At 67.2% G+C, this 20,659-nt stretch carries 21 protein-coding genes; 16 read left to right on the top strand and 5 right to left on the bottom strand.

Going from position 1 to position 20,659, the window contains the following annotated elements:
- Together KXJ60_RS03625 and KXJ60_RS03620 are read left to right on the top strand one after the other, a co-directional pair.
- Positions 1 to 1,073 (top strand): hypothetical protein (locus KXJ60_RS03625; protein ID WP_291124208.1); only part of this gene is annotated, 1,073 nt, incomplete at its 5' end.
- Positions 1,070 to 1,831 carry an ABC transporter ATP-binding protein gene (locus KXJ60_RS03620; protein ID WP_291124206.1) on the top strand — a complete coding sequence of 254 codons (762 nt, stop codon included), beginning with the start codon at positions 1,070 to 1,072 and terminating at the stop codon, positions 1,829 to 1,831. The genes KXJ60_RS03625 and KXJ60_RS03620, both read left to right, overlap by 4 nt.
- Before the next feature lie 7 nt (positions 1,832 to 1,838).
- Here the strand turns inward: KXJ60_RS03620 and KXJ60_RS03615 are convergent, their stop codons facing one another.
- Positions 1,839 to 2,753 (bottom strand): LysR family transcriptional regulator, encoded by a 915-nt coding sequence (locus KXJ60_RS03615; RefSeq protein WP_291124204.1) that lies wholly within the window; start codon positions 2,751 to 2,753, stop codon positions 1,839 to 1,841.
- A 125-nt stretch (positions 2,754 to 2,878) separates the two neighbouring features.
- On the opposite strand from KXJ60_RS03615, the gene KXJ60_RS03610 reads away from it, so the two are divergent.
- On the top strand, positions 2,879 to 3,967 hold the full coding sequence (locus tag KXJ60_RS03610; RefSeq protein WP_291124202.1) for an alkene reductase: 1,089 nt from the start codon (positions 2,879 to 2,881) through the stop codon (positions 3,965 to 3,967).
- 38 nt (positions 3,968 to 4,005) lie between these two features.
- Positions 4,006 to 5,025, top strand: coding sequence for a zinc-binding alcohol dehydrogenase family protein (locus tag KXJ60_RS03605; RefSeq protein ID WP_291124200.1), 1,020 nt, complete (start codon positions 4,006 to 4,008; stop codon positions 5,023 to 5,025).
- Here the strand turns inward: KXJ60_RS03605 and KXJ60_RS03600 are convergent, their stop codons facing one another.
- A complete protein-coding gene (locus KXJ60_RS03600) occupies positions 5,026 to 5,970 on the bottom strand; it encodes a LysR family transcriptional regulator (protein WP_291124198.1) in 945 nt (314 codons plus the stop codon). It abuts the gene before it with no gap.
- A gap of 144 nt (positions 5,971 to 6,114) precedes the next feature.
- Between KXJ60_RS03600 and KXJ60_RS03595 the strand changes: the two genes are divergently transcribed.
- The 6 genes from KXJ60_RS03595 (at position 6,115) to KXJ60_RS03570 (ending at position 13,470) form a co-directional block, all read left to right on the top strand.
- Complete coding sequence (locus KXJ60_RS03595; RefSeq protein ID WP_291124196.1) at positions 6,115 to 6,978, top strand: fumarylacetoacetate hydrolase family protein; 864 nt, start codon at positions 6,115 to 6,117, stop codon at positions 6,976 to 6,978.
- A gap of 14 nt (positions 6,979 to 6,992) precedes the next feature.
- Complete coding sequence (locus tag KXJ60_RS03590) at positions 6,993 to 9,071, top strand: hydantoinase/oxoprolinase family protein (RefSeq protein ID WP_291124194.1); 2,079 nt, start codon at positions 6,993 to 6,995, stop codon at positions 9,069 to 9,071.
- Positions 9,068 to 10,825 (top strand): hydantoinase B/oxoprolinase family protein, encoded by a 1,758-nt coding sequence (locus tag KXJ60_RS03585; RefSeq protein ID WP_291124192.1) that lies wholly within the window; start codon positions 9,068 to 9,070, stop codon positions 10,823 to 10,825. The genes KXJ60_RS03590 and KXJ60_RS03585 overlap by 4 nt, the downstream gene beginning before the upstream one ends.
- 245 nt (positions 10,826 to 11,070) lie before the next feature.
- Positions 11,071 to 11,448, top strand: a complete 378-nt coding sequence (locus KXJ60_RS03580; RefSeq protein WP_291124191.1) for a hypothetical protein — start codon at positions 11,071 to 11,073, stop codon at positions 11,446 to 11,448.
- A complete protein-coding gene (locus KXJ60_RS03575; RefSeq protein ID WP_291124189.1) occupies positions 11,445 to 12,476 on the top strand; it encodes a GTP-binding protein in 1,032 nt (343 codons plus the stop codon). The genes KXJ60_RS03580 and KXJ60_RS03575 overlap by 4 nt, the downstream gene beginning before the upstream one ends.
- Before the next feature lie 22 nt (positions 12,477 to 12,498).
- Complete coding sequence (locus KXJ60_RS03570; RefSeq protein WP_291124187.1) at positions 12,499 to 13,470, top strand: tripartite tricarboxylate transporter substrate binding protein; 972 nt, start codon at positions 12,499 to 12,501, stop codon at positions 13,468 to 13,470.
- Between the two features lie 93 nt (positions 13,471 to 13,563).
- Here the strand turns inward: KXJ60_RS03570 and KXJ60_RS03565 are convergent, their stop codons facing one another.
- Positions 13,564 to 14,016 carry a hypothetical protein gene (locus KXJ60_RS03565; protein WP_291124185.1) on the bottom strand — a complete coding sequence of 151 codons (453 nt, stop codon included), beginning with the start codon at positions 14,014 to 14,016 and terminating at the stop codon, positions 13,564 to 13,566.
- Positions 14,017 to 14,233: 217 nt separating this feature from the next.
- A complete protein-coding gene (locus KXJ60_RS03560; protein ID WP_291124183.1) occupies positions 14,234 to 14,992 on the bottom strand; it encodes a hypothetical protein in 759 nt (252 codons plus the stop codon).
- Between the two features lie 405 nt (positions 14,993 to 15,397).
- On the opposite strand from KXJ60_RS03560, the gene KXJ60_RS03555 reads away from it, so the two are divergent.
- The 5 genes from KXJ60_RS03555 to KXJ60_RS03535 all read left to right on the top strand — a co-directional run bounded on the left by KXJ60_RS03555 (position 15,398) and on the right by KXJ60_RS03535 (position 19,133).
- Positions 15,398 to 15,967: a DUF6622 family protein gene (locus KXJ60_RS03555; RefSeq protein ID WP_291124181.1), complete on the top strand. Its 570-nt coding sequence runs from the start codon at positions 15,398 to 15,400 to the stop codon at positions 15,965 to 15,967.
- 112 nt (positions 15,968 to 16,079) lie between these two features.
- Positions 16,080 to 16,724, top strand: coding sequence for a TetR/AcrR family transcriptional regulator (locus KXJ60_RS03550; protein ID WP_291124179.1), 645 nt, complete (start codon positions 16,080 to 16,082; stop codon positions 16,722 to 16,724).
- A 93-nt stretch (positions 16,725 to 16,817) separates the two neighbouring features.
- Positions 16,818 to 17,834: an amidohydrolase family protein gene (locus KXJ60_RS03545; protein WP_291124177.1), complete on the top strand. Its 1,017-nt coding sequence runs from the start codon at positions 16,818 to 16,820 to the stop codon at positions 17,832 to 17,834.
- A gap of 39 nt (positions 17,835 to 17,873) precedes the next feature.
- A complete protein-coding gene (locus tag KXJ60_RS03540) occupies positions 17,874 to 18,857 on the top strand; it encodes a tripartite tricarboxylate transporter substrate binding protein (RefSeq protein ID WP_291124175.1) in 984 nt (327 codons plus the stop codon).
- Positions 18,858 to 18,890: 33 nt separating this feature from the next.
- Positions 18,891 to 19,133, top strand: a complete 243-nt coding sequence (locus KXJ60_RS03535) for a glutaredoxin (RefSeq protein ID WP_291124173.1) — start codon at positions 18,891 to 18,893, stop codon at positions 19,131 to 19,133.
- A 16-nt stretch (positions 19,134 to 19,149) separates the two neighbouring features.
- Here the strand turns inward: KXJ60_RS03535 and KXJ60_RS03530 are convergent, their stop codons facing one another.
- Positions 19,150 to 19,374 carry a hypothetical protein gene (locus KXJ60_RS03530; RefSeq protein WP_291124171.1) on the bottom strand — a complete coding sequence of 75 codons (225 nt, stop codon included), beginning with the start codon at positions 19,372 to 19,374 and terminating at the stop codon, positions 19,150 to 19,152.
- Positions 19,375 to 19,652: 278 nt separating this feature from the next.
- On the opposite strand from KXJ60_RS03530, the gene KXJ60_RS03525 reads away from it, so the two are divergent.
- Positions 19,653 to 20,627 carry a tripartite tricarboxylate transporter substrate binding protein gene (locus tag KXJ60_RS03525; RefSeq protein ID WP_291124169.1) on the top strand — a complete coding sequence of 325 codons (975 nt, stop codon included), beginning with the start codon at positions 19,653 to 19,655 and terminating at the stop codon, positions 20,625 to 20,627.
- The last annotated feature ends 32 nt before the right edge of the window (positions 20,628 to 20,659 follow it).

Genomic DNA, 20,659 nt, shown 5'->3' with positions numbered 1-20,659 from the left:
AACCCATGCCCCTGAACCGATCCGATCTTCCGCAGAACGTGCTTTCGCTGCTGTCGCAGGGCACGGTCATTCCCGCGCATCCGCTCGCGCTGGACGCCCAGCGCAGCTTTCACCGCGAGCGCCAGCGCGCCCTCACCCGCTACTACGTGGACGCCGGCGCCGGTGGCCTGGCGGTGGGCGTGCACACCACCCAGTTCGCGATCCGCGAGCGCGGCCTGTACAGCACCGTGCTGGCCGCGGCCATGGAAGACCGCCTGGCCTGGAGCAACCGCCCCATGGCCATGATCGCGGGCCTGTGTGGCCAGACGGCGCAGGCGGTGGCTGAAGCCCGAACTGCGGTGAGCCTGGGGTACCACGCGGGCCTGCTGAGCCTGGCCGCGGTGGGCTCGGCCTCGGAAGACGAGATCGTTGAACACTGCACGCAGGTGGCCAAAGAGATTCCGCTGGTGGGCTTCTACCTGCAGACCGTGGTGGGTGGCCCCGTGCTCTCCAGCGACTTCTGGCGGCGCTTTGCCCTCATCCCCAACGTGCTGGCGATCAAGGTCGCCCCGTTCAACCGCTACCGCACGCTCGACGTGGTGCGCGGGCTGGTGGACGCGGGGGCCGAGGACCGCGTGTTCCTCTACACCGGCAACGACGACCATATCGTGCTCGACCTCGCCCTGCCCTTTGTGGCGCAACGCGACGGCCAGGACGTGACCGTGCGCTTTCGCGGCGGCCTGCTGGGGCACTGGTCGGTGTGGACGGCCAGTGCCGTCAGGCAACTCCGCACCATCAAGGACGAGCTGGCCCGCTCGGGCGGTGCGCTGTCGCCCGAGTTGCTCGCGCTGGACTCGCGCGTGACCGACTGCAACTCCGCCTTCTTCGATGTGGCCAACAACTTCCATGGCTGCATTGCCGGCTGTCACGAGGTCTTGCGTCGCCAGGGCCTGCTCGAAGGCATCTGGTGCCTGGACCCGCAGGAAGGCCTGGGCGCGGGGCAGGCGCAAGCCATTGACCGCGTGTACGCCCAGCACGGCGATCTGGCCGATGACGCCTTCGTGAGCGAGAACCTGCAAAGGTGGCTGTCATGAGCGAGCCCCTCATCCGCATGCGCAACCTGCGCAAGGTTTACCGCAAGCGCGACACCGAGTTTCTCGCCGTCTCCGATGTCACGCTCGACGTTCACGAGGGCGACATGGTCTCGCTCGTGGGCCCTTCGGGCTGCGGCAAGTCCACGCTGCTGAAGATCCTGGCGGGCCTGCAGGGGCACGACGGCGGAGAGCTGCACATGGGTGGGGCCGCGGGCTTCAACCCCGGGCGCGATGTCGGCATGGTGTTTCAGCAACCGTTGCTGCTGAAGTGGCGCACCGTGCTGGAGAACGTGCTGCTCCCCGCCGACATCCTGGGCTTGCCGCGCAAGGCCTCCAAAGAGCGTGCGCTGCAGCTGCTGGAGATGGTGGGCCTGGCCGGCTTTGCCGACAAGATGCCCTACGAACTCTCGGGCGGCATGCAGCAGCGCGCTGCCATTGCGCGCGCGCTCATTCACGACCCCAAGCTGGTGCTGATGGACGAACCCTTTGGTGCACTGGACGCGCTCACGCGCGAAAAGATGAACCTGGAGATGCTGCGCATCTGGGAAGAAAGCCACAAGACCTTCATCGTGGTGACGCACAGCATTCAGGAAGCCGTGTTCCTGGGTTCGCGCTGCGCCGTGCTCACCGCCGGCCCGGCCCGCATGGCCGAGGCCTTCCCCATCGAACTGCCCGCGCCCCGCAAGCTGCACGTCAAGACGACGCCGGAGTTTGGCCAGTACGTCTCGCGTGTGTATTCGCTGCTCGGCGTCGAGTAGCGCGGCCCTAAGCGCTGGCCTGTGCCTGCAGCGTGGCCAGCCGCTCGCCCATGAAAGCGCGCAGCGCGCGCAGCAGCGGCGTGAGCTGGCGCCGGTCGGGCACCACCAGGTACAGCGGTGTGGCCTCGGTGGTCCAGTCCGTGCACAGGGGCAGCAGGCGGCCGTGGGCCAGGTCGCTGGCGATGTCGAAGAACGACTTGTAGGCAATGCCCTTGCCCAGCAAGGCCCAGCGGCGCACGGCATCGCCGTCGTTGGACACATTCACGCTCTTCACGCGCACCGTGACAGGCGCTGCTTCGCCCAGCGAAAAGCGCCAGCGGTCGTGCACCTCGTCGTGCAGCATGAAACACAGGCAGTCGTGCCCGCTGAGCTCGTGCGGCGTGGCGGGCGCGCCGTGCCGCGCCAGGTAGGCCGGTGAGGCGCACAGCACGCGGCGGTGTGCCGCCGCCAGCGGCAGCGCCACCAGGTTGGAGTCGCGCGGTTTGCCGTAGCGAAAGGCCGCGTCCACCGGGCTGCTGTACACATTGGCGATGCTGTCGGACAGCTGCAGGCGAATGTCCACCTGCGGGTGCGCTTCCTGGAAGTCGTGCAGCCAGGGCAGCAGCACATTGCGCCCCAGGTCGGAGGGCGCGGCCAGCTTCAGCGTGCCGCGCAGCGCCTGTTCGCCGTCCCCGATCTGCTGGCCCGCCTGCTGCAGCGCTTCCAGGGCAGGCCGGCATTGCTCAAGGAAGCGCTCGCCCTGCTGTGTGAGCCGCAGGCTGCGCGTGGAGCGCACAAACAGCGCCACGCCCAGCTCTGCTTCCAGCCGCTTGAGCGCGGCGCTGGTGGCGGCGGGCGTGAGGTCGAGCGCGCGCGCCGTGGCCGAGAGGCTACCGCTGTCCACGGTGCGCACGAAGATGTCCAGGTCTTGCAGGGCTTTCAATGCTTCTCCTCGGTGTGCTGCTGCATTTTCAAATTCTGCTTGAAGATGCATTCAACGGCCAGGTGGTTACTCCCAGCCCCCGAACGCGCGACCATGCAGCCGTGCCCGTTCCACCGAAAGCCCACATGACCTCACCGCTGTTTCTCCCGCTCGAGCTCGGCCCGCTGCACCTGCCCAACCGCCTGGTGATGGCGCCCATGACGCGCAGCCGCACCAGCCAGCCCGGCAACGTGCCCAACGACCTCATGGCCACCTACTACGCGCAGCGCGCCAGCGCCGGCCTCATCGTCTCGGAGGCCACGCAGATCTCGCCGCAGGGCCAGGGCTACAGCTTCACGCCGGGCATTCACAGCGAAGCGCAGGTGGACGGCTGGCGCCGCGTGACCGACGCCGTGCATGCGGCCGGCGGGCGCATGGTGCTGCAGCTGTGGCACGTGGGCCGCATGTCGCACGGGAGCTTTCATGCCGACGGCCTGCCCGTGGCGCCTTCGGCGCTGTCGCCCGACGCGCAGGTGTGGGTGGTGGGTGCCGACGGCGTGGGCCGCATGGTCGACTGCCCGGTGCCGCGGGAAATGACGCTGCAAGACATTCAGGCCGTGATCGGTGACTTTCGCCGCGCCGCTGCCAACGCGATGCGCGCCGGTTTTGATGGCGTGGAAATCCACGGCGCCAACGGCTACCTGATCGACCAGTTCCTGCGCACCAAGGCCAACCACCGCACCGATGCCTATGGCGGTGGCATCGCGCAGCGCACGCGTTTTGCTGCAGAGGTGGCCGCTGCGGTGGCGAGCGAAGCCGGCGTGGAGCGCACCGGCATGCGGCTGGCGCCCTTCATCACCCAGCGCAACATGCACTGCCCCGAGATCATTCCCACCATCCTGCACCTGGCCCGGCAACTGGACGAACTCGGCCTGGCCTACCTCCACCTGGCCGAGGCTGACTGGGACGACGCCCCGCAGATTCCGCAAAGCTTTCGCCACGACTTGCGCGGCGCCTACCAGGGCCGCCTGATCGTGGCCGGCAAATACGACGCGGCCCGTGCCGAAGACATCCTGCAGCAAGGCCTGGCCGACCTCGTGGCCTTCGGCCGCCCTTTCATTGCCAACCCCGACCTGCCCGCGCGCCTGGCCGCCCAGCTGCCCTTGGCGGCATTCGATCCCGCCACGCTGTTTGGTGGCGGCGCGCGGGGCTACGCGGACTACGCCGCTGCCTGACCACCCTCCCTTTTTTCTCAACCTTTGAAAGCCTCCCCATGAAAGCCGTTGGATACCAGAAGCCCCAGGCCATCAGCGCCGCCGATGCCCTCGTCGACATCACCTTGCCCGAGCCCGTGGCCACCGGGCGCGACCTGCTGGTCGAGGTCAAGGCCATCTCGGTCAACCCGGTGGATACCAAGGTGCGCAAGAGCGCCCTGCCGCCCGAAGGCCAGGCGCACAAGGTGCTGGGCTGGGACGCCAGCGGCATCGTGCAGGCCGTGGGCCCCGAGGTGACGCTGTTCAAACCCGGCGACCGCGTCTGGTACGCCGGCTCCATTGCACGCGCCGGCACCAACAGCGAGCGCCACCTGGTGGACGAACGCATCGTGGGCCACATGCCGACGTCGCTCGACTTCGCGCAGGCCGCGGCGCTGCCACTCACCGCCATCACCGCGTGGGAAATGCTGTTTGACCGCCTGGGTGTGGCGCCGGGCAAGCGGCCCACCGCGCAAACGCTGCTCATCATCGGTGCCTCCGGCGGCGTGGGCTCCATCCTCACGCAGCTCGCGTCGCGGCTCACCAGCCTCACCGTCATCGGCACCGCGTCGCGGCCTGAAACGCAGGCCTGGGTGAAAGAGCTCGGCGCGCACCATGTGATCGACCACAGCCAACCCCTGTCGGAAGAACTGCGGCGCATTGGCTTCCCCACGGTGGACCTCATCGTGAGCCTCACGCAGACCGACGCGCACTTCGACCAGATCGTCGAGGCCATTGCGCCGCAAGGCCGGTTCGGCCTGATCGACGACCCCACTTCGCTGGACGTGACGAAGTTCAAGCGCAAGTCGGTCTCGGTGCACTGGGAGCTCATGTTCACGCGCGCGCTGTTCGGCACGGCCGATATGATCGGCCAGCACCGCCTGCTCAACGAAGTGGCCGCGCTGGTGGACGCGGGCCTGATCCGCACCACGCTGGCCGAGCGCTTCGGCACCATCAACGCCGACAACCTCAAGCGCGCCCACGCGCTGCTCGAATCGGGCAAGGCGCGCGGCAAGGTGGTGCTGGAAGGCTGGGCCTGATCAACCCGGCAGCGGGTCGGCCGGCGCGTCTTCCGGCTCGCTCAGGCGGTGCCCCCAGCCCTCCACCGTCTCGCGCAGCATGCGCGCGACGATCTTGCTGGCGGGGGTGAGCTGGCCCTGTTTGGGCAGCGCCAGCGTCACGTGGCGGCGCAGGTCGGGGTTCACCACGCGCGAGGCCTGCAGCCGGCCGGCGCGCAGCTCGGCGTCGATGGAGAACGGCCCCAGCAGGGAATACAGCCCCGGCGTGTGCGCCACCAGTTCTTTTTGCACCCGCAGCGAATCGGCCTCCACCTCGGCCTGCAGCACAAAGCCCTTGCTGCGCGCGGTTTCGTCGAGCACGGCGCGCCAGTGCGCGGGCCGCCGGGGCAGCACCAGGCGCAGGCCGGCCAGGCGGGTGAAGTCAAACGTTTCGCCCTGCGTCAGCGCGTCGCCGGGGCGCGACACCAGGTAGGTGCCCGCCACCGCCAGCAGCTTTTCGTCGGCACCGGTGGGCTTCTGGTAGCGAAACAGGATCGCCATGTCCACGCTGCCCATGTCCAGCAGCGCATCGAGCTCGCCGCCCTGGCCCTCGCGCACGTTGAGCTTGATCTTGGGGAACTCGGTCTTGAGCCGCAGGAAGACGTGCGTCATCAGCGGGTGCGCCGCCGAGGGCAGGATGCCCAGCCGCACCTCGCCCATGGGCTCGCCCGCGTCCACGCGAATGTCGGCCAGCAGCTGGTCGGTGTCGCGCACCCAGCCGCGCACGCGCGCCTCCACGCGGTGGCCCAGGTCGGTGAGCACCACGCCGCGCCCGGTGCGCCGAAACAGCGCGCCGCCGCACTGCTTTTCCAGCTCGCCGATCTGCCGGCTGATGTGCGACTGCACCGTCTGCCGCAGCACCGCGGCCTTGGTGAAGCTGCCGAGCTCGGCCACCTCCAGGAACAGGCGGAAGTCGTTGGGGTTCATGGGCGCGTCTCCGGGTCTGCCATGCCGATCAAGGCATGTCTGAAATCTGGGTTTGCATTCTAGGCAGATGGCGGGCGCGTTCCTAGACTCCGTTCCCATCATCACCGCGCTGCCCTCAGCGCCCCACACGGAGACACAACCGCCATGCGTATCGCCAGCTTCGAGCACGACGGCCGCGCCACCTACGGCGTGGTCGGCACCGACGGCCACTACACCCCCGCGCCCGCCGAGTTCCTGGCGCGCTTCCCCGATCTCAAGGCCGTCATTGCCGGCGATGCGCTGGCCGCGCTGCAGGCCGCCGCCCAGGCCAGCGGTGTGCGCGTTGCGCCCGCGCAGGTGCGCCTGCTGCCCGTCATTCCCAACCCCGGCAAGCTCATCTGCATTGGCCTGAACTACAAGACCCATGTGGCCGAGACCAAGCGCCCCGACAGCGAGCATCCCTCGATCTTTCTGCGCTTCGCCGACACCCTGGCCGCCCACGGCGACGAGGTGCTGCGCCCCGCGTTCTCCGAGCGCTTCGACTGGGAAGGCGAACTCGCCTTCGTCATTGGCCAGGGCGGGCGCCACATCGCCAAAGACAAGGCCTTCGACCACATCGCCGGCTACGCCTGCTTCAACGACGTGAGCGTGCGCGACTGGCAGAAGCACACCCACCAGTTCACGCCCGGCAAGAACTTCCCCGGCACCGGCCCGTTTGGCCCCTACATGGCCACGCGCGACGAAGTGCCCGACGTGACGAAGCTGCAGCTGCAGACGCGCCTGAACGGCGCCGTGGTGCAGAACGCCAGCGTGGGCGACCTGATCTTCGACATCCCCACCATCGTGAACTACGTCTCCCGCTTCACGCCGCTCTCCCCCGGCGACGTGATCGCCACCGGCACGCCGGGCGGCGTGGGCGACCGCCGCGAGCCACCGCTCTACATGCAGCACGGCGACGTGGTCGAGGTCGAGATCACCGGCCTGGGCATCCTGCGCAACCCCATCGGCACCGACCGCGCCGCCGCCTGAACACGAGACACCCCATGAGCACCTCTCCCCAACTGCGCGTTGCCGTCGACATCGGCGGCACCTTTACCGACATGGCGGCTTTCGACGAAGCCACCGGCCAGCTGCTGTTCGGCAAGGCCCTGTCCACCCACGGCCAGCTCGTCAACGGCATCCAGGCCACGCTGGACAGCGCCGACATCGACCTGAAAGACGGCAACCTGTTCCTGCACGGCTCCACCATCGCCATCAACACGCTGCTGGAGCGCAACGGCGCCAACACCGCGCTGCTGATCACCGAAGGCTTTCGCGACATCTATGAAATCGGCCGCGTCAACCGGCCCGACGCCTACAACCTGTTTTTCAACAAGCACCAGCCGCTGGTGAAGCGCTCGCTGCGCTTCGAGGTGGCCGAGCGCCTGCGCGCCGACGGCAGCACCCACAAGCCGCTGGACGAAGCCGCCGTGCGCGAGCTGGCCCGCGAGCTGAAGACGCAGAACGTCGAGGCGGTGGCCGTGCTGCTGCTGCACTCTTACCGCAACCCGGCGCACGAGCAGCGCGTCAAGCAGATCCTGCAAGAAGAGCTGCCCGGCGCCTTCGTGTGTGCCTCGCACGAGCTCAGCCAGGAATACCGCGAGTTCGAACGCGTCTCCACCGCCGTGGCCAACGCCTACGTGGGCCCGCGCGTCTCGGCCTACCTCGGGGAGCTCGAAGCGCACCTGAGCCACAAGGGCTTTGGCGGCGACTTCTACGTGGTGCAGTCCACTGGCGGCCTGTTCCCCAGCGCCCATGCGCGGCGCGACTGCGTGCGCATGCTCGAATCCGGCCCGGCGGCCGGCGTGATCGGCGCGCAGGCCATCTGCGCGCAGCTCGGCATGGGAGATGCCATTGCCTTCGACATGGGCGGCACCACCGCCAAGGCCGGCGTGATCAGCGAAGGCCGCCCGCTCACCACCGGCAGCGCACTCATCGGCGGCTACGAACGCGCCCTGCCCATCCAGATCCCCATGATGGACATCCACGAGGTGGGCACTGGTGGCGGGTCTATCGCCCGTGTGGAAACCGGCAACGCGCTGCGCGTGGGCCCGCAAAGCGCAGGCTCCATTCCCGGCCCCGTGGCCTATGGCCGTGGCGGCACCGAACCCACCGTGACCGACGCCAACCTGCTGCTCGGACGCCTGGACGCCGAGCACTTCCTGGGCGGTGAGCTCAAGCTCGACCTGGCCGGCTGCCAGCGCCAGATGCAGGAGCGCGTGGCCGGCCCGCTGGGCCTGGAGCCCACGCAGGCCGCCGACGGCATCCTGCGCATTGCCGTCACCCAGATGTCGCACGCCGTGAAGGCCGTGACCACCGAGCGCGGCCTGGACGCCGGCAGCTTCACCATGGTGGTGTACGGCGGCGCAGGCCCGCTGCACGCCTCGGCCATCGCCCGCGAGATCGGCATCCGCAAGGTGCTCATTCCGTATGCGCCGGGCTACTTCTCGGCCTACGGCATGCTGTTTTCCGATCGCCGCTACGACTACGTGCGCTCGGTGTTCCGCAAGCTCAACGACGTGTCCTTCGACGAGATCGAAGCGCTCTACCAGTCGATGGAAGACGAAGGCCGCGCGGCCCTCGCGCAGTCGGGCACGCACGCTGAAGACGTGGTGATCGAGCGCGCCGCCGACATGCGCTACGTGGGCCAGGAACACGCGGTCACCGTGGACCTGCCCGGTGCCTTCTTCGTGGACAAGGACCGCTCGGCCATCAAGCGCCAGTTTGACGACCTGCACAAGGTGCGCTACGGCACCTCGGCCCCCAAGGAGCCGGCCGACCTGGTGAGCCTGCGCGTGACCGTGCTGGGCACCATGAAGAAGCCCCCCAAACACAGCGTGGACGTGGGCACCGCCGCGCCCGCCCCCGGCGCGGTGCGCGCCACCAAGCCGGTGTACTTCCGCTCCAGCGGCTGGGCCGACACACCGGTCTACCTCCGCGAGCGCCTGCTCGCAGGCAACGCCATCAACGGCCCGGCGCTGATCGAGGAACACGCCTCCACCACCGTGGTGCAACCGGGCGACGCGCTGCGCGTGGACGAATTGGGCAACCTGCAAATCACCATCGGAGACGACCGCTCATGAACACGCGAGACCTGCAACACCCGGCCGTCGATGCGGTCACCGTCGAGATCATCCGCAACGGCCTCTATGCCGTGACGGAGGAGATGAAGACCAACCTCACGCGCACCGCGTACAACCTCATCATTTACGAGGCGCTGGACTTCACCGTGGGCCTGTTCACCAAGGAAGGCGACACCGTCTCCATTGGCCTGGGCCTGCCCATGTTCATCCGCGGCATGTCGGAAACCGTGAAGGCGAAGATCAAGCACTTCGGGTACGACAACATCAAGCCCGGCGACATCCTCGTCACCAACGACGCCTACACCACCGGCAGCCACCTGAACCACTTCACGTTCACGATGCCGATCTTTCACGAAGGCCGGCTGGAAGGCTTCACCTGCTGCATGGCGCACTGGCTCGACGTCGGCGGCACGCTGGGCAACGTGACCACCGACATCTTCAGTGAGGGCATCCAGATTCCGATCGTGAAGTACCAGCGCGAAGGCGTGGTCAACCAGGACCTGATCGACATCATCGCCATGAACGTGCGCATGCCCGAACGCGCGCTCGGCGACCTGCGCGCGCAGATCACCGCCATCACCACCGGCGAGCGCCGCTACGTGGAGCTGCTGCAGCGCTACGGCGCCGATGCGGTCAACGGCTCCATCCAGCAGATCATGGATTCGAGCGAGGCCGTGGCGCGCAAGAACACGCTGTCCATTCCCGATGGCGTGTACGAAGCCGAGTCGTACATGGACGACGACGGCCTGGAGATCGGCAAACGCATCCCGATCCGCGTGAAGGTCACCGTCAAGGGCGACGAGATGACGGTGGACCTCTCGGACGTGAGCAAGCAGGTGCGCGGCTTCTACAACTCCGGCTTCACCACCGGCATTGCCTGCGCGCAGGTGGCCTACAAGTGCCTTACCACGCCCACCGACTATCCGGTGAACGACGGCAGCTTCCGCTCGCTCAAGGTCGTCATGCCCATGGGCACGGTGATCAGTGCCGAGCGCCCGTACCCCATGCGCGTGTGGATGACCTTCCCCATGACGGTGATCGACACCATCTTCAAGGCGCTGGCACCGGCCATTCCCGACCGCGCCATCGCCGGCCACCACGCCGACCTGGTGTTCCCCAACATCCACGGCATCAGCCCGGAAGACGGCCGCCTGTTCATCGTGGGCATTGGCCCGCTGGGTGGCGGCTGGGGCGCCAAGAGCACGGAAGACGGCGTGTCCGTCACCGTCTGCATCAACGACGGCGACACCCACAACAGCCCCACCGAACAGCTCGAAGCCAAGTACCCCGTGCTGGTGGAGAAGTACGAAATCCGCAAGGACAGCGCCGGCGCCGGCAAGTACCGCGGCGGCCTGGGCGCCGAGATGGTGGTGCAGGCCCTGAGCCCCTTCACCGTCACCACCCGTATTGACCGCGTGCACTGCAAGCCGTGGGGCCTGGAAGGCGGCGGCGACGCCATGGGCAACGGCCTGGCCGTGCGCCACAAAGGCGAGTGGAAGACCGACCATGCCAACGCCAAGATCTTCAACGTGCGCCTCGAACGCGGTGACGCCTACAAGATGCTCTCGGGCGGCGGTGGTGGCTTTGGCAACCCGCTGGAGCGCGAGGCCGAGAAGGTGGCCGAAGACGTGCGCGAAGGCTACGTGAGCGCCGAAGTGGCGCGCGAGGTGTACCGCGTGGCGCTGGACGGCCGGGGGCAACTCGACACCGCCACCACGGACCAACTGCGGGCAGCAGCGGTGGGGCAGCCCTGAAATGACACAACAACCACCCGAATGGAGTCACCCCCCGCGGGGGACCAGCCATCGGCTGTCCGGACTGAGCCATCGCCCGTTCGGGCTAAGCCATCTCCCGTTCGGGCTAAGCCACCTCACGTTCGGACTGAGCCACCCTCCGTTCGGGCTGAGCCTGTCGAAGCCCCTCCAGGCACACATCGCAAGAACCCTTCGACAAGCTCAGGGCGAACGGCGGGTGGTGCGCACCCCCAAGCAAAACTGACATGGACGTTGCCACCATGACCGACCCGCGCGCCGCCCACCTGCTCGGCCTGTGGAGCCGCCTCTCGGCCCAGCACGTCACGCTGGGCTCGGGCTGCGGCTGCGGCGTGGGCGGTGTGAGCGTGTCGCTGCAAGACTTCGAGCTCGACATTGCCGACTACCTCTGGGCCGAGAGCGAGCGCCTGGGCGAGAAGGCGGTGGAAGCTTTCCTGCTGCAGCCCGGCCCCATCAACGAACAGCGCCAGCCGGTGATGCACCTGCTCACCCGGCTCGAAGAAGGAGAGGCCGGCGAAGCGGTGGCCGACTGGCTGCTCACGCGCCTGGCGCGCACGCTTGAATCGTTCGCCAAGCTGCACGGCCCCATGGGCGAGATGTCATGACCCAGGCCGTGCCCGTCACCGTGCTCACCGGCTTTCTGGGCAGCGGCAAGACCACGCTGCTCAACCGCCTGCTGCGCGCGCCCGGCATGCAGGGCACAGCGGTGGTCATCAACGAGTTCGGCTCCGTCGGGCTCGACCACGACCTGGTGGACCACACCGAAGAAAACATGGTCCTGCTGGCCAACGGCTGCATCTGCTGCACCATCCGAGGCGACCTGGTGGATGCCTTCGAGCGCCTGGCCGCCACGCCCGCCGCACAGCGCGGCGAACTGCGCCACGTCGTGCTGGAAACCACCGGCCTGGCCGACCCCGCGCCCATCCTGCACACCCTCATGGGCGACCCGCGCATGCACGGCGCGTGGCGCCTGGCCGGCGTGGCCTGCACGGTGGACGCCTGCCACGGCATGGCCACGCTCAGCCAGCACCCCGAAGCCGTGAAGCAGGCCGCCGTGGCCGACCGCCTGCTGCTCACCAAGACCGACCTGCAGCCCGCGCCCGACGCGCTCATGCAGCGCCTGCACGACATCAACCCGCTGGCCGAGATCCGTACCGATGCCGACGGCGCGCTGTCGGCCTTGCAAGCGCTGCTGCTGCGCCCCGCGCCCGCCTTCACCGCACTGCCCGAGGCCGGCGGCTCGCGCTTCTTTCCCGCGTCTGCACCCAGCAGCAGCCACGACGCCAACCGCCACGACGACCGCATCCGCTCGCACGTGATCGTGCGCGAAGAACCGCTCTCGCGCGAAGGCTTCTTTGCGTGGCTCGACATGATCGCGAAGATGCGCGGCGACGACCTGCTGCGCGTCAAAGGCATCGTGCACCTGAGCGACGACCCCGAGCACCCGCTCGTCATCCACGGCGTGCAGCACCTGTTTCACCCGCCCGAAACCCTGCCCCGCTGGCCCAGCGAAGACCGGCGCACGCGCATCGTGTTCATCACGCGGGGCATCGATACCGAAGACATCGACGCCACGCTCAGCGTTTTCGAACGGCGCCGCCCGCGCCGCGCCCCCGCCCCCCAACCCGATTGATCACAACCCGAAGGAGACAAGCATGAAGTGGAAGATGAAGCACTGGATCACCGGCCTGGCGTTGTCGGCCGTGGCCGCCGCGCCCGCCCTGGCGCAAGGCAAGTTCCCCGACAACATGATCAAGCTCGTGGTGCCCTTCGCCGCCGGTGGCGGCGTGGACAACGCGGCGCGCCTGCTCGCCAAACAACTGCAGACCGACCTGGGCGTGACCGTGGTGGTGGACAACCGCGCCGGCGGCAGCGGCACCATCGGCGGCAAGGCCGTGCAGACCGCGCACCCCGACGGCTACACCCTGCTGTTCTCCGCCGCCACCCACGTGCTCGCCAGCCACGTGCTCGCCGCCCCGCCGTACGACCCGGTGACCGACTTCACCCCCGTGGCGCGCACCGGTGAAGCGCCGCTGCTCATCGTGATCCCGCCGAGCGCACCGCAGAAGAACTTGCGCGAAGTGATCGACGCCGCCAAAGGCGGCAACAACTGGAACGCCGCCATCCCCGCCCTGGGCGCACCCAGCCACCTGGCCACGTTGCTGCTGGCCAAGCAAGGCAAGGTCAACTTCACCATGACGCCCTACCGCGGCACCGCCCCCGCCGCCACCGACGTGGCCGGCGGCCACGTGCAGCTGCTGGTGGACTCCATCATCTCGCTGCAACCCATGGCCAAGGGCGGCCGCGTGAAGCCCATCGCCCAGACCGGCGCCAAGCGCAGCAGCGTGGCGCCCGACGTGCCCACCGCCGCCGAGAGCGGCTACCCGGGCCTGGTGTACGTGTCGTGGTACGGCGTGTGGGCGCCCAAGGGCACACCAGACGACCGCGTGCAGTTCCTCAACAAAGCCATCAACAAGGCCACCGAAGAACTCACCAAGGCCGGCTCGCTGAGCGCCCTGGGCGTGGAGCCCGTGACCGAATCGGTGGACGCATTTCGCAAGTACATCGCCAGCGATGTGGCGCAGAGTGCGGGCCTGCTGAAGGAAGCCGGCTTCAAGCCGGAGTGAACGCCTGCGGCCCTGCAGGGCCGCCACGCACGCCGCATGAAAAACGCCCCCTGGCACCAGATGCCAGGGGGCGTTTGCTTTGCAGGCGGCCGATCAGCGAGCCGGTGCGGTCGTGCCCACCGGAGGCGGCGGCTGGTTGGCCGCAGCCGGTGCGGGCGACGAAGGCGCGCCCGAGGTGTTGTTGCCCATGGGGGCCGGGGCTGGCTTGCGGTCCGGCTTGGCCATGCCATCGGCGGGCGCCATCATCGGCTTGGAGCCCGCAGGGGGTGGCGCCTGGTTGGCGGCGGCTGGCGCGGGGTTCGAAGGCGCGCCCGAGGTGTTGTTGCCCTTGGGCGCCGCAGCGGGCTTGCGCTCAGCCGCCGACTTCTTCTTTTTCGGCTCCATGGCCTTGGGCTCCGAACCCACCGGCGGTGCAGGCTGGTTGGCCGCAGCCGGCGCCGGACTGGACGGCGAGCCAGAGGTGTTGGCCTGCGCAAACGCCATGCTGGCGCTGCCGGCGATGACCAGTGCGGTCAGTGAGTGGGTGAAGACGCTGGAAACTTTCATGTGAGCCTTTGAAGTTGCTGCACGAGGCAGCGTTGAGGAACACAGCCATGTGGTCTGGCTGAACTTCAGGGTAGAGGCTCGGGGAGTGGGGGTCTGTGCGATGGCGCACCCATCGGTGGCGAATGGGGTGGGTGGTTGAGGATGGGCTGCTTTGCAGCGGGAGCCGTCCGCCGCCTTAGACGCCGAATGGCAGGTTCGCATGCTCCTGCCCGTCCAATCACTTGTCGTTGTGGGAAGTGGTCCAGAACGGAATAACAACCTTGTCATGCAGAGGAGCGATGACCTTGCCGACGATTCTGTGTTGTCCCTTCCCCTCCAATAGAACCTCTGCAACAAAGACACCGAGGGTGTCTTCGAGGAATGAGTTCATAAGGCGAAGCAGCTCGATCATTTCGTTGATCAGAGGATCGACAGCCGCCCTAACATCGGGGCCGTACTGACGAAACATCCAATGCTGAGCGATCGAGTCGGACCCGTCGTAGAAGGTGTTTCCAGTCTGCTTGCCGACGAAGATGACGTCGTCCTCCCAGTCGCCATCTGGTGTCGTGAAGGGCCTCCATTGTGCAAAGCTAGGAAAGTGAAAACCTATGCCATTGCGCATGTCAGCAAGCCAGCGAGCAGCATTGACAGCCGCGTTGAGGGTCTTCAGACGCTCGGCGCCGTCCGCCATCCTCGGAAGGATTGCACTCCGCAAAGTCCCTGCAATTTCTTTGCTCCGAAGGGACAGAATGGCTTCCCAGATTTTCGACGACGCCATCCGAAACAGGAAAAGTGCCTGCGCGTGTTCTGGGCGCACCCTCGCCGGACGTCGATCGTCATGTTTGCAAAGGGCATAACCTACGAGCTTTTGGAGACACATCAGTTCATTGAACATGTGCCCGAGCATGTAATAGGTATAGCGGTCCTCGTCTGAAAGGCGCTGTGCCGCCTCAAGCGGGATGCGGACTTCTTGCATTTCGATGGTGCGGCTAGTCATGGAGAGTCCCTTCTTCTTGAGCGCTTGGCGCGCCCCCAAAAATCCTACTGTCTTCCACTGCCGTTGCGCTGGGATCAACGCACCTCTGTATAGACCAGGAGGTGAACCATTGGCCGACTTGGGCGACTGCAATCGCTGCGCCGGTATCTTGCATATAACGCGAGCGACGGGCGGCATCCAGTCGGAAGCACTCGCCCAGCCCGTCTCCACTTCACACCTCGCAAACGCCGCTCGCGGCGCGCAGTTCCCATTCCCTTCTCGACCACCAAGCTTTCCCCCACTCACCCCCTCCAAAAGCCATTTCACGCCACAGCATCGCCGTTCCGTCGCATCCCGCTCGCCTCGGCCGCGCCCCACCCGCACAGTGCGCCATCGGCCCCGCGCCTTCACTGTTCAGGACACCCCATGCTGCTGCAACTCCTCGCCCAACACCCCGAAGCCGTGGTCCCCGTGCTGCGCCAGACGCCCGTTTGGGTGTGGGGCTTGCTCGTGGGGTTGGTGGCGCTGGGTGCCAGCCAGCTGCGCGATCGCACCGCGAGCCTGGTGCGGGTGTCGCTCATGCCGGTGGCGATGACGGTGTTTTCGGTGTCGGGCACGTTCTCTGCGCTGGCCGCTTCGCCGCACCGCGCGCAGGCGCTGGTGGCGTGGCTCGCGGCGGCGGCGCTGGCGTTTGCCCTGCTGGCGCGTGGCGATGCCAGCGCGCAGTACGACGCCGCGCGGCGCCTGTACCGCCTGCCGGGCAGTGCGGTGCCTTTGCTGCTGATCGTGGGGATCTTCCTGGTGAAGTACGTGGTGGGGGTGGACCTCGCCATGGCGCCGCAGCTGGTGCGGGACGCGGGCTACGCCTTGTCGGTGGCGGGTTTGTATGGCGCGTTCACAGGGGTGTTCGTCGGGCGCGCTGCGCGGCTCTGGCGCCTGCCGCTGCGGGCGGCGCTGGCGGGTGCGCCTGTGGTGCATGCCGGCCGGGTGGATTGATTCGGCGAACCCTTTTATTCTCTAAATGGTGAATAGCGGGGACTTCGGGTGAGTTCAGTTACGCTGTGGCCGCGCTGTGCGCCTCCCGCTGCCCCACCCAAGGAACCCCGCCGTGACCGCCAGAAAGGCCCCCTCCGAGCCCAAAATCCGCGACGCCGAGCGCTCGCGCGCCGCCATCCTCGTGGCGGCCCGCCAGGAGTTCGCCCGCGCCGGCCTGGGCGGTGCGCGGGTGGAGCGCATCGCCGCCCAGGCCGAGGTGGACAAGAAGCTCGTCTACTACTACTTCAAGGACAAGGACGGCCTGTTTTCCGCGGCGCTGGAGAGTGTGTATGCCGAGATCCGCAGCGCCCAGCTGTACCTGGACCTGCAGGGCATGCCGCCGCTGAAAGCCTTGCGCCGACTGGTGGAGTTCACCTGGGATTACTACATCGCCCACCCGGAATTCATCACCCTGCTCAACAGCGAAAACCTGCACCTGGCGCGCCACCTGCAGGGCTCCAAACGCATTCGCGAGCTCAACTCGCCGCTGGTGCAATCGCTGCAAGACATCCTGGAGCGCGGGCAGAAAGAGGGCCTGTTCCGCGCGGGCATTGACCCGGTGCAGCTCTACATCACCATCGCCGGCTGCTCGTACTTCTACCTCTCCAACATCCACACGCTGTCGGCCGGTTTCAACCGCGATTTCAAGGCGCCCAAGCAGCTCACGCAGCGGCTGGCGCACATCACCGAGGTGGTGTCGGCGTTCGTGCTCGCGTAGGGTCGGTATTCACCACTGAGGGAAAACACGGGGCTTCGGCCCCTTTTTCGCGCCCTACAATTCTCCAATCGGTGAATAAAGGGACGAAACCCCATGCGAAAGATCGACAGCTACGCCCACATCCTCCCGCGCAAGTACTTCGACCGCATGGCCGAGCTGGCGAAGGACAAGGGCGCCATCAAGCGCTGGCTGACCATCCCCGTGCTCTACGACCTGGACGCGCGGCTGAAGATGATGGAAGGCTTTCCGGAGTACCAGCAGATCCTCACGCTGTCGAACCCGCCCATTGAAATGATCGCGGGGCCGGACGACTCCCCCGCGCTCGCGCGCCTGGCCAACGAAGAGATGGCGAAGATCCGCGACGCGCACCCCGACAAGTTCCCGGCGTTCGTGGCCTCGCTGCCCATGAACAACCCGGCGGCGTGTCTGGCGGAAATGGACCACGCGATCAACGTGCTCGGCGCGCGCGGCATTCAGTTGTTCACCAACGTGAATGGCCGACCGCTCGACGAGCCCGACTTCTGGCCGATCTTCGAAGCGGCGGTGAAGACCTACGACGTGCCGATCTGGATGCACCCGGCGCGCGGCGCGAACATGCCCGACTACGCGTCAGAAAAAAAATCGAAGTTCGAAATCTGGTGGACCTTTGGCTGGCCCTATGAAACCAGCGCGGCCATGACGCGCATGGTGTTCTCCGGCTTCTTCGACAAGCTGCCCAACCTGCGCGTGATCACGCACCACATGGGCGCCATGATCCCGTTCTTTGACGGCCGCGTCGGCCCCGGGCTCGACCAGTTCGGCAGCCGCACCTCCGACGAGGACTACGAAGGCCTGCTCAAAAGCATGCCCAAGCGGCCCATCGAGTACTTCCGCCAGTTCTACGCCGACACCGCGCTGGCGGGCGGCGTGTCGGGCATCCGCTGCGGGCTGGATTTCTTTGGCGCCAAACAGGTGGTGTTCGCGTCGGACTGCCCGTTCGACCCCGAGGGTGGCCCCATGTTCATCCGCACCATTCCCGAAGCCATCGACTCGCTGAACCTGCCGCAGGACGAGCGCGAAGGCATCTACTTTCGCAACGCGCTGCGCCTGCTGAAGATGCCTTGCTGCTGACGCTGCATCTCCCACGCCCACCCTTGAAGGAGACCCACCATGAACATCCCGACGACAGGGCGCAACGCCCTCGTGGCCAGCCTGCTGGCCGCGTGCAGCCTGGGTGCCGCACACGCACAGGGCGACGCCTACCCCAGCCGCCCGGTGCGCATCATCGTGCCGTATGTGCCGGGTGGCACGGTCGATCTCGTGGCCCGTGTGCTTGCGCAGCGCCTCACCGAGCAGATGGGCCAGCCTTTCGTGGTGGAGAACCGCGCGGGCGCCAGCGGCGTCATTGGCAGCGACCTCGTGGCCAAGGCACCCGCCGACGGCTACACGCTGCTGGTGCAGTCGCCCACGCTCATTGCCAACCCGCTCATGGTGCGCAAGGTGCCGTACGACGTGGTGACCGACTTCACGCCGGTGTCCTTCCTGGGCTCGGTGCCCATGGTGGTGGCGGCGCACCCCAGCGTGCCGGCCGAAAACCTCAAGCAGTTTCTGGACGCCGCTCGCGCCAGGCCGCAAGGCTTCAGCCTGGGCACATCGGCCATCGGCTCGCCCATGCATGTGTCGCTGGAGGCCATCAAGTTCAACGGCAAGCTGGAGATGCCCATCGTCGCCTACCGCGGCACCGCGGCGGCGCTCAACGATCTGCTGGGCGGGCAGATCAGCGTGATCATCGACGCCCTGCCTTCCACCGCGCCGCATATTCAAAGCGGCAAGCTCAAGGCCCTGGCCGTCACCACCAAAGCGCGTATCCCGAGCATGCCGCAGGTGCCCACCGTGGCGGAGTCCGGCATTCCGGGTTTCGAGATGGTGACGTGGTACGGCCTGTGGGCGCCGGGCAAGCTGCCGGAGGCGATCAGCAAGCGCCTCACCGAAGAGGCGGCGAAGGCCATGCGCTCATCGCTGGTGACCGAGCGCCTGGGTGCGCAGGGTTTCGTGGCGTCACCCATGGGGCCAGCGCAGTTCGCGCCCTACATCACCAAAGAGATCGCCACCTACGCGCGCATCGTGCGCGACGCGAAGATCCAGATCGACTGAAGGGGCAAGGAGCCAGCCGTAAACTTGGCGCCCATGAACCTCAAGATTGCTGTGTATTCCAAGTCCGCCTGCCCGCAATGCGAGTCGGCCAAGATGCTGTTGAAGTCGAAGTCGTTGCCGTTTGAAGAAATCAAGATCGACGACGAGGCCGAGCGGCTGGCGTTCTACGAAAAGTGTGGGCCGTCGGTGCGGCAGATGCCGCAGATCTTCATCAACGACCAGCGCGTGGGTGGCCTGCAAGGTTTGCAGGCGGCGCTGGCGCAGCTCGCGCTGTAAAGCCCTGGTGGCCGCCTCAGGCGGCCAGCGCAAAAGACACGGGGCGCGCCGAAGCGCGCTCGGTCACCTTCACCAGCTCGACACGCAAGCCGTCGGTGGGCATGGTCGACGCACTGGTGTGCAGATACGGGCATTCGTCCAGCCACAGCTCGGGATGGCCCTGCAGGTCCTTCACGCAGCTGTTGAAAAGCAGACCGTCTGCAAAGCCAGGCTGGCGACCGGAAATCTTGTAAACAAACACGATGGCGCTCCCGAAAAGTCCAGTGCTGAAAGGTGCAGTGGCGGGCATCCTTTGACCGGGTGCTTCCATGCTGCCACTGCTGTGCGGCAAGAATATGACGCCCGACTTCAACGCTTTGTAGGACATGTGCCAATTCGCACGCGGCGGCGCGAGAAGCGGCGAACGGCGATGGGGGCGCTTGCGTTCACTCCCGGTTAAGACCCCTTGAAAAGGCTTCGCTGGCCGTGGCGCCAAGCGCTGCCTAGACTCGCGATCACCGAAACATCACGAGGTGGGCGATGAAAATCCAAAGAGCGTGCGCAGTGGGCCTGGCCGTGCTGGCCGCGTGGGCTGGCACCGCCAGCGCGCAGCCAGCCAGCTACCCGAACCAGACCATCAAGCTGCTGGTGGGCTGGACGGCCGGTGGCGCCACCGACCTTCTCGCGCGGCAGCTGGCCACGCACATGGCGAAGCAGCTGGAGCAGCCCGTGGTGGTAGACAACCGCGCGGGGGCCGTGGGGACGATTGCCCACAGCGAAGCCAGCCGCGCCAAGCCCGACGGCTACACGCTGATTCTGGCGACCAACAGCACCTACGCGATCGCACCGCACCTCATCAAGCCCTTGTCTTACGGGCCCGATGCGCTGGCGCCCATTGCGCTGGTGGGCACCAGCCCGCTGATCCTCACGGTCAAGCCCACGCTGAATGTGCAGAGCGTCAAGGAAGTGATCGACCTCGCGCGCCAGCAGCCGGGCCGGCTGAACTACTCGTCGGGCGGCAATGGCTCCACGAGCCACCTGGCCAGCGAACTCTTCAAGGACCTCACGCGCACGTCCATCACCCACATCCCGTACAAGGGCGGTGGCCCGGCCACGTTGGCGGTGGCCTCGGGCGAGGTCGATCTGGGCTTTGTGGACATTGGCGTGGCCGTTCCCATGATCCGTGCCGGGCGCCTGAAGGCGGTGGCGGTGTCGGGCAGCGCGCGCAGCCCCGTGCTGCCGCAGGTGCCCACAGTGGAAGAAGCCGGCGTGCCGCGCTTTGAATCGGCCACCAAGTTCGCGCTGTTCGCGCCCGCCGGCACACCGCCCGCCGTCATCGAGCGGCTGGCCGAAGCGGTGCGCAGCGTCCAGAAGAACGACGAGCTCAAGGACCGCCTGCGCCAGCAAGGCATCGAGCTCGTGGCCACCGGGCCGGCCGAGTTGCGCAAGGACGCCGCCGACGACCTCGCCAAGTGGGGCCGATTGATCCGCGAGCGCAAGCTCTCGCTGGACTGATGCGCCGCATGCCTTCGCGCGTTGCCATCGTG

This window comes from Hydrogenophaga sp. (assembly GCF_019264445.1).
Classification (GTDB): Bacteria; Pseudomonadota; Gammaproteobacteria; order Burkholderiales; family Burkholderiaceae_C; genus Hydrogenophaga.
Note: the sequence above shows the minus strand (reverse complement) of the source record. Positions and strands in the feature narration are given on the sequence as shown.

Coding starts and splice junctions, on each gene's coding strand:
- KXJ60_RS03620 (WP_291124206.1), top strand. CDS start 1,070: ATGAGCGAGCCCCTCATCCGCATGCGCAACCTGCGCAAGGTTTACCGC.
- KXJ60_RS03610 (WP_291124202.1), top strand. CDS start 2,879: ATGACCTCACCGCTGTTTCTCCCGCTCGAGCTCGGCCCGCTGCACCTG.
- KXJ60_RS03605 (WP_291124200.1), top strand. CDS start 4,006: ATGAAAGCCGTTGGATACCAGAAGCCCCAGGCCATCAGCGCCGCCGAT.
- KXJ60_RS03600 (WP_291124198.1), bottom strand. CDS start 5,970: ATGAACCCCAACGACTTCCGCCTGTTCCTGGAGGTGGCCGAGCTCGGC.
- KXJ60_RS03595 (WP_291124196.1), top strand. CDS start 6,115: ATGCGTATCGCCAGCTTCGAGCACGACGGCCGCGCCACCTACGGCGTG.
- KXJ60_RS03590 (WP_291124194.1), top strand. CDS start 6,993: ATGAGCACCTCTCCCCAACTGCGCGTTGCCGTCGACATCGGCGGCACC.
- KXJ60_RS03585 (WP_291124192.1), top strand. CDS start 9,068: ATGAACACGCGAGACCTGCAACACCCGGCCGTCGATGCGGTCACCGTC.
- KXJ60_RS03580 (WP_291124191.1), top strand. CDS start 11,071: ATGGACGTTGCCACCATGACCGACCCGCGCGCCGCCCACCTGCTCGGC.
- KXJ60_RS03575 (WP_291124189.1), top strand. CDS start 11,445: ATGACCCAGGCCGTGCCCGTCACCGTGCTCACCGGCTTTCTGGGCAGC.
- KXJ60_RS03570 (WP_291124187.1), top strand. CDS start 12,499: ATGAAGTGGAAGATGAAGCACTGGATCACCGGCCTGGCGTTGTCGGCC.
- KXJ60_RS03565 (WP_291124185.1), bottom strand. CDS start 14,016: ATGAAAGTTTCCAGCGTCTTCACCCACTCACTGACCGCACTGGTCATC.
- KXJ60_RS03560 (WP_291124183.1), bottom strand. CDS start 14,992: ATGACTAGCCGCACCATCGAAATGCAAGAAGTCCGCATCCCGCTTGAG.
- KXJ60_RS03555 (WP_291124181.1), top strand. CDS start 15,398: ATGCTGCTGCAACTCCTCGCCCAACACCCCGAAGCCGTGGTCCCCGTG.
- KXJ60_RS03545 (WP_291124177.1), top strand. CDS start 16,818: ATGCGAAAGATCGACAGCTACGCCCACATCCTCCCGCGCAAGTACTTC.
- KXJ60_RS03540 (WP_291124175.1), top strand. CDS start 17,874: ATGAACATCCCGACGACAGGGCGCAACGCCCTCGTGGCCAGCCTGCTG.
- KXJ60_RS03535 (WP_291124173.1), top strand. CDS start 18,891: ATGAACCTCAAGATTGCTGTGTATTCCAAGTCCGCCTGCCCGCAATGC.
- KXJ60_RS03525 (WP_291124169.1), top strand. CDS start 19,653: ATGAAAATCCAAAGAGCGTGCGCAGTGGGCCTGGCCGTGCTGGCCGCG.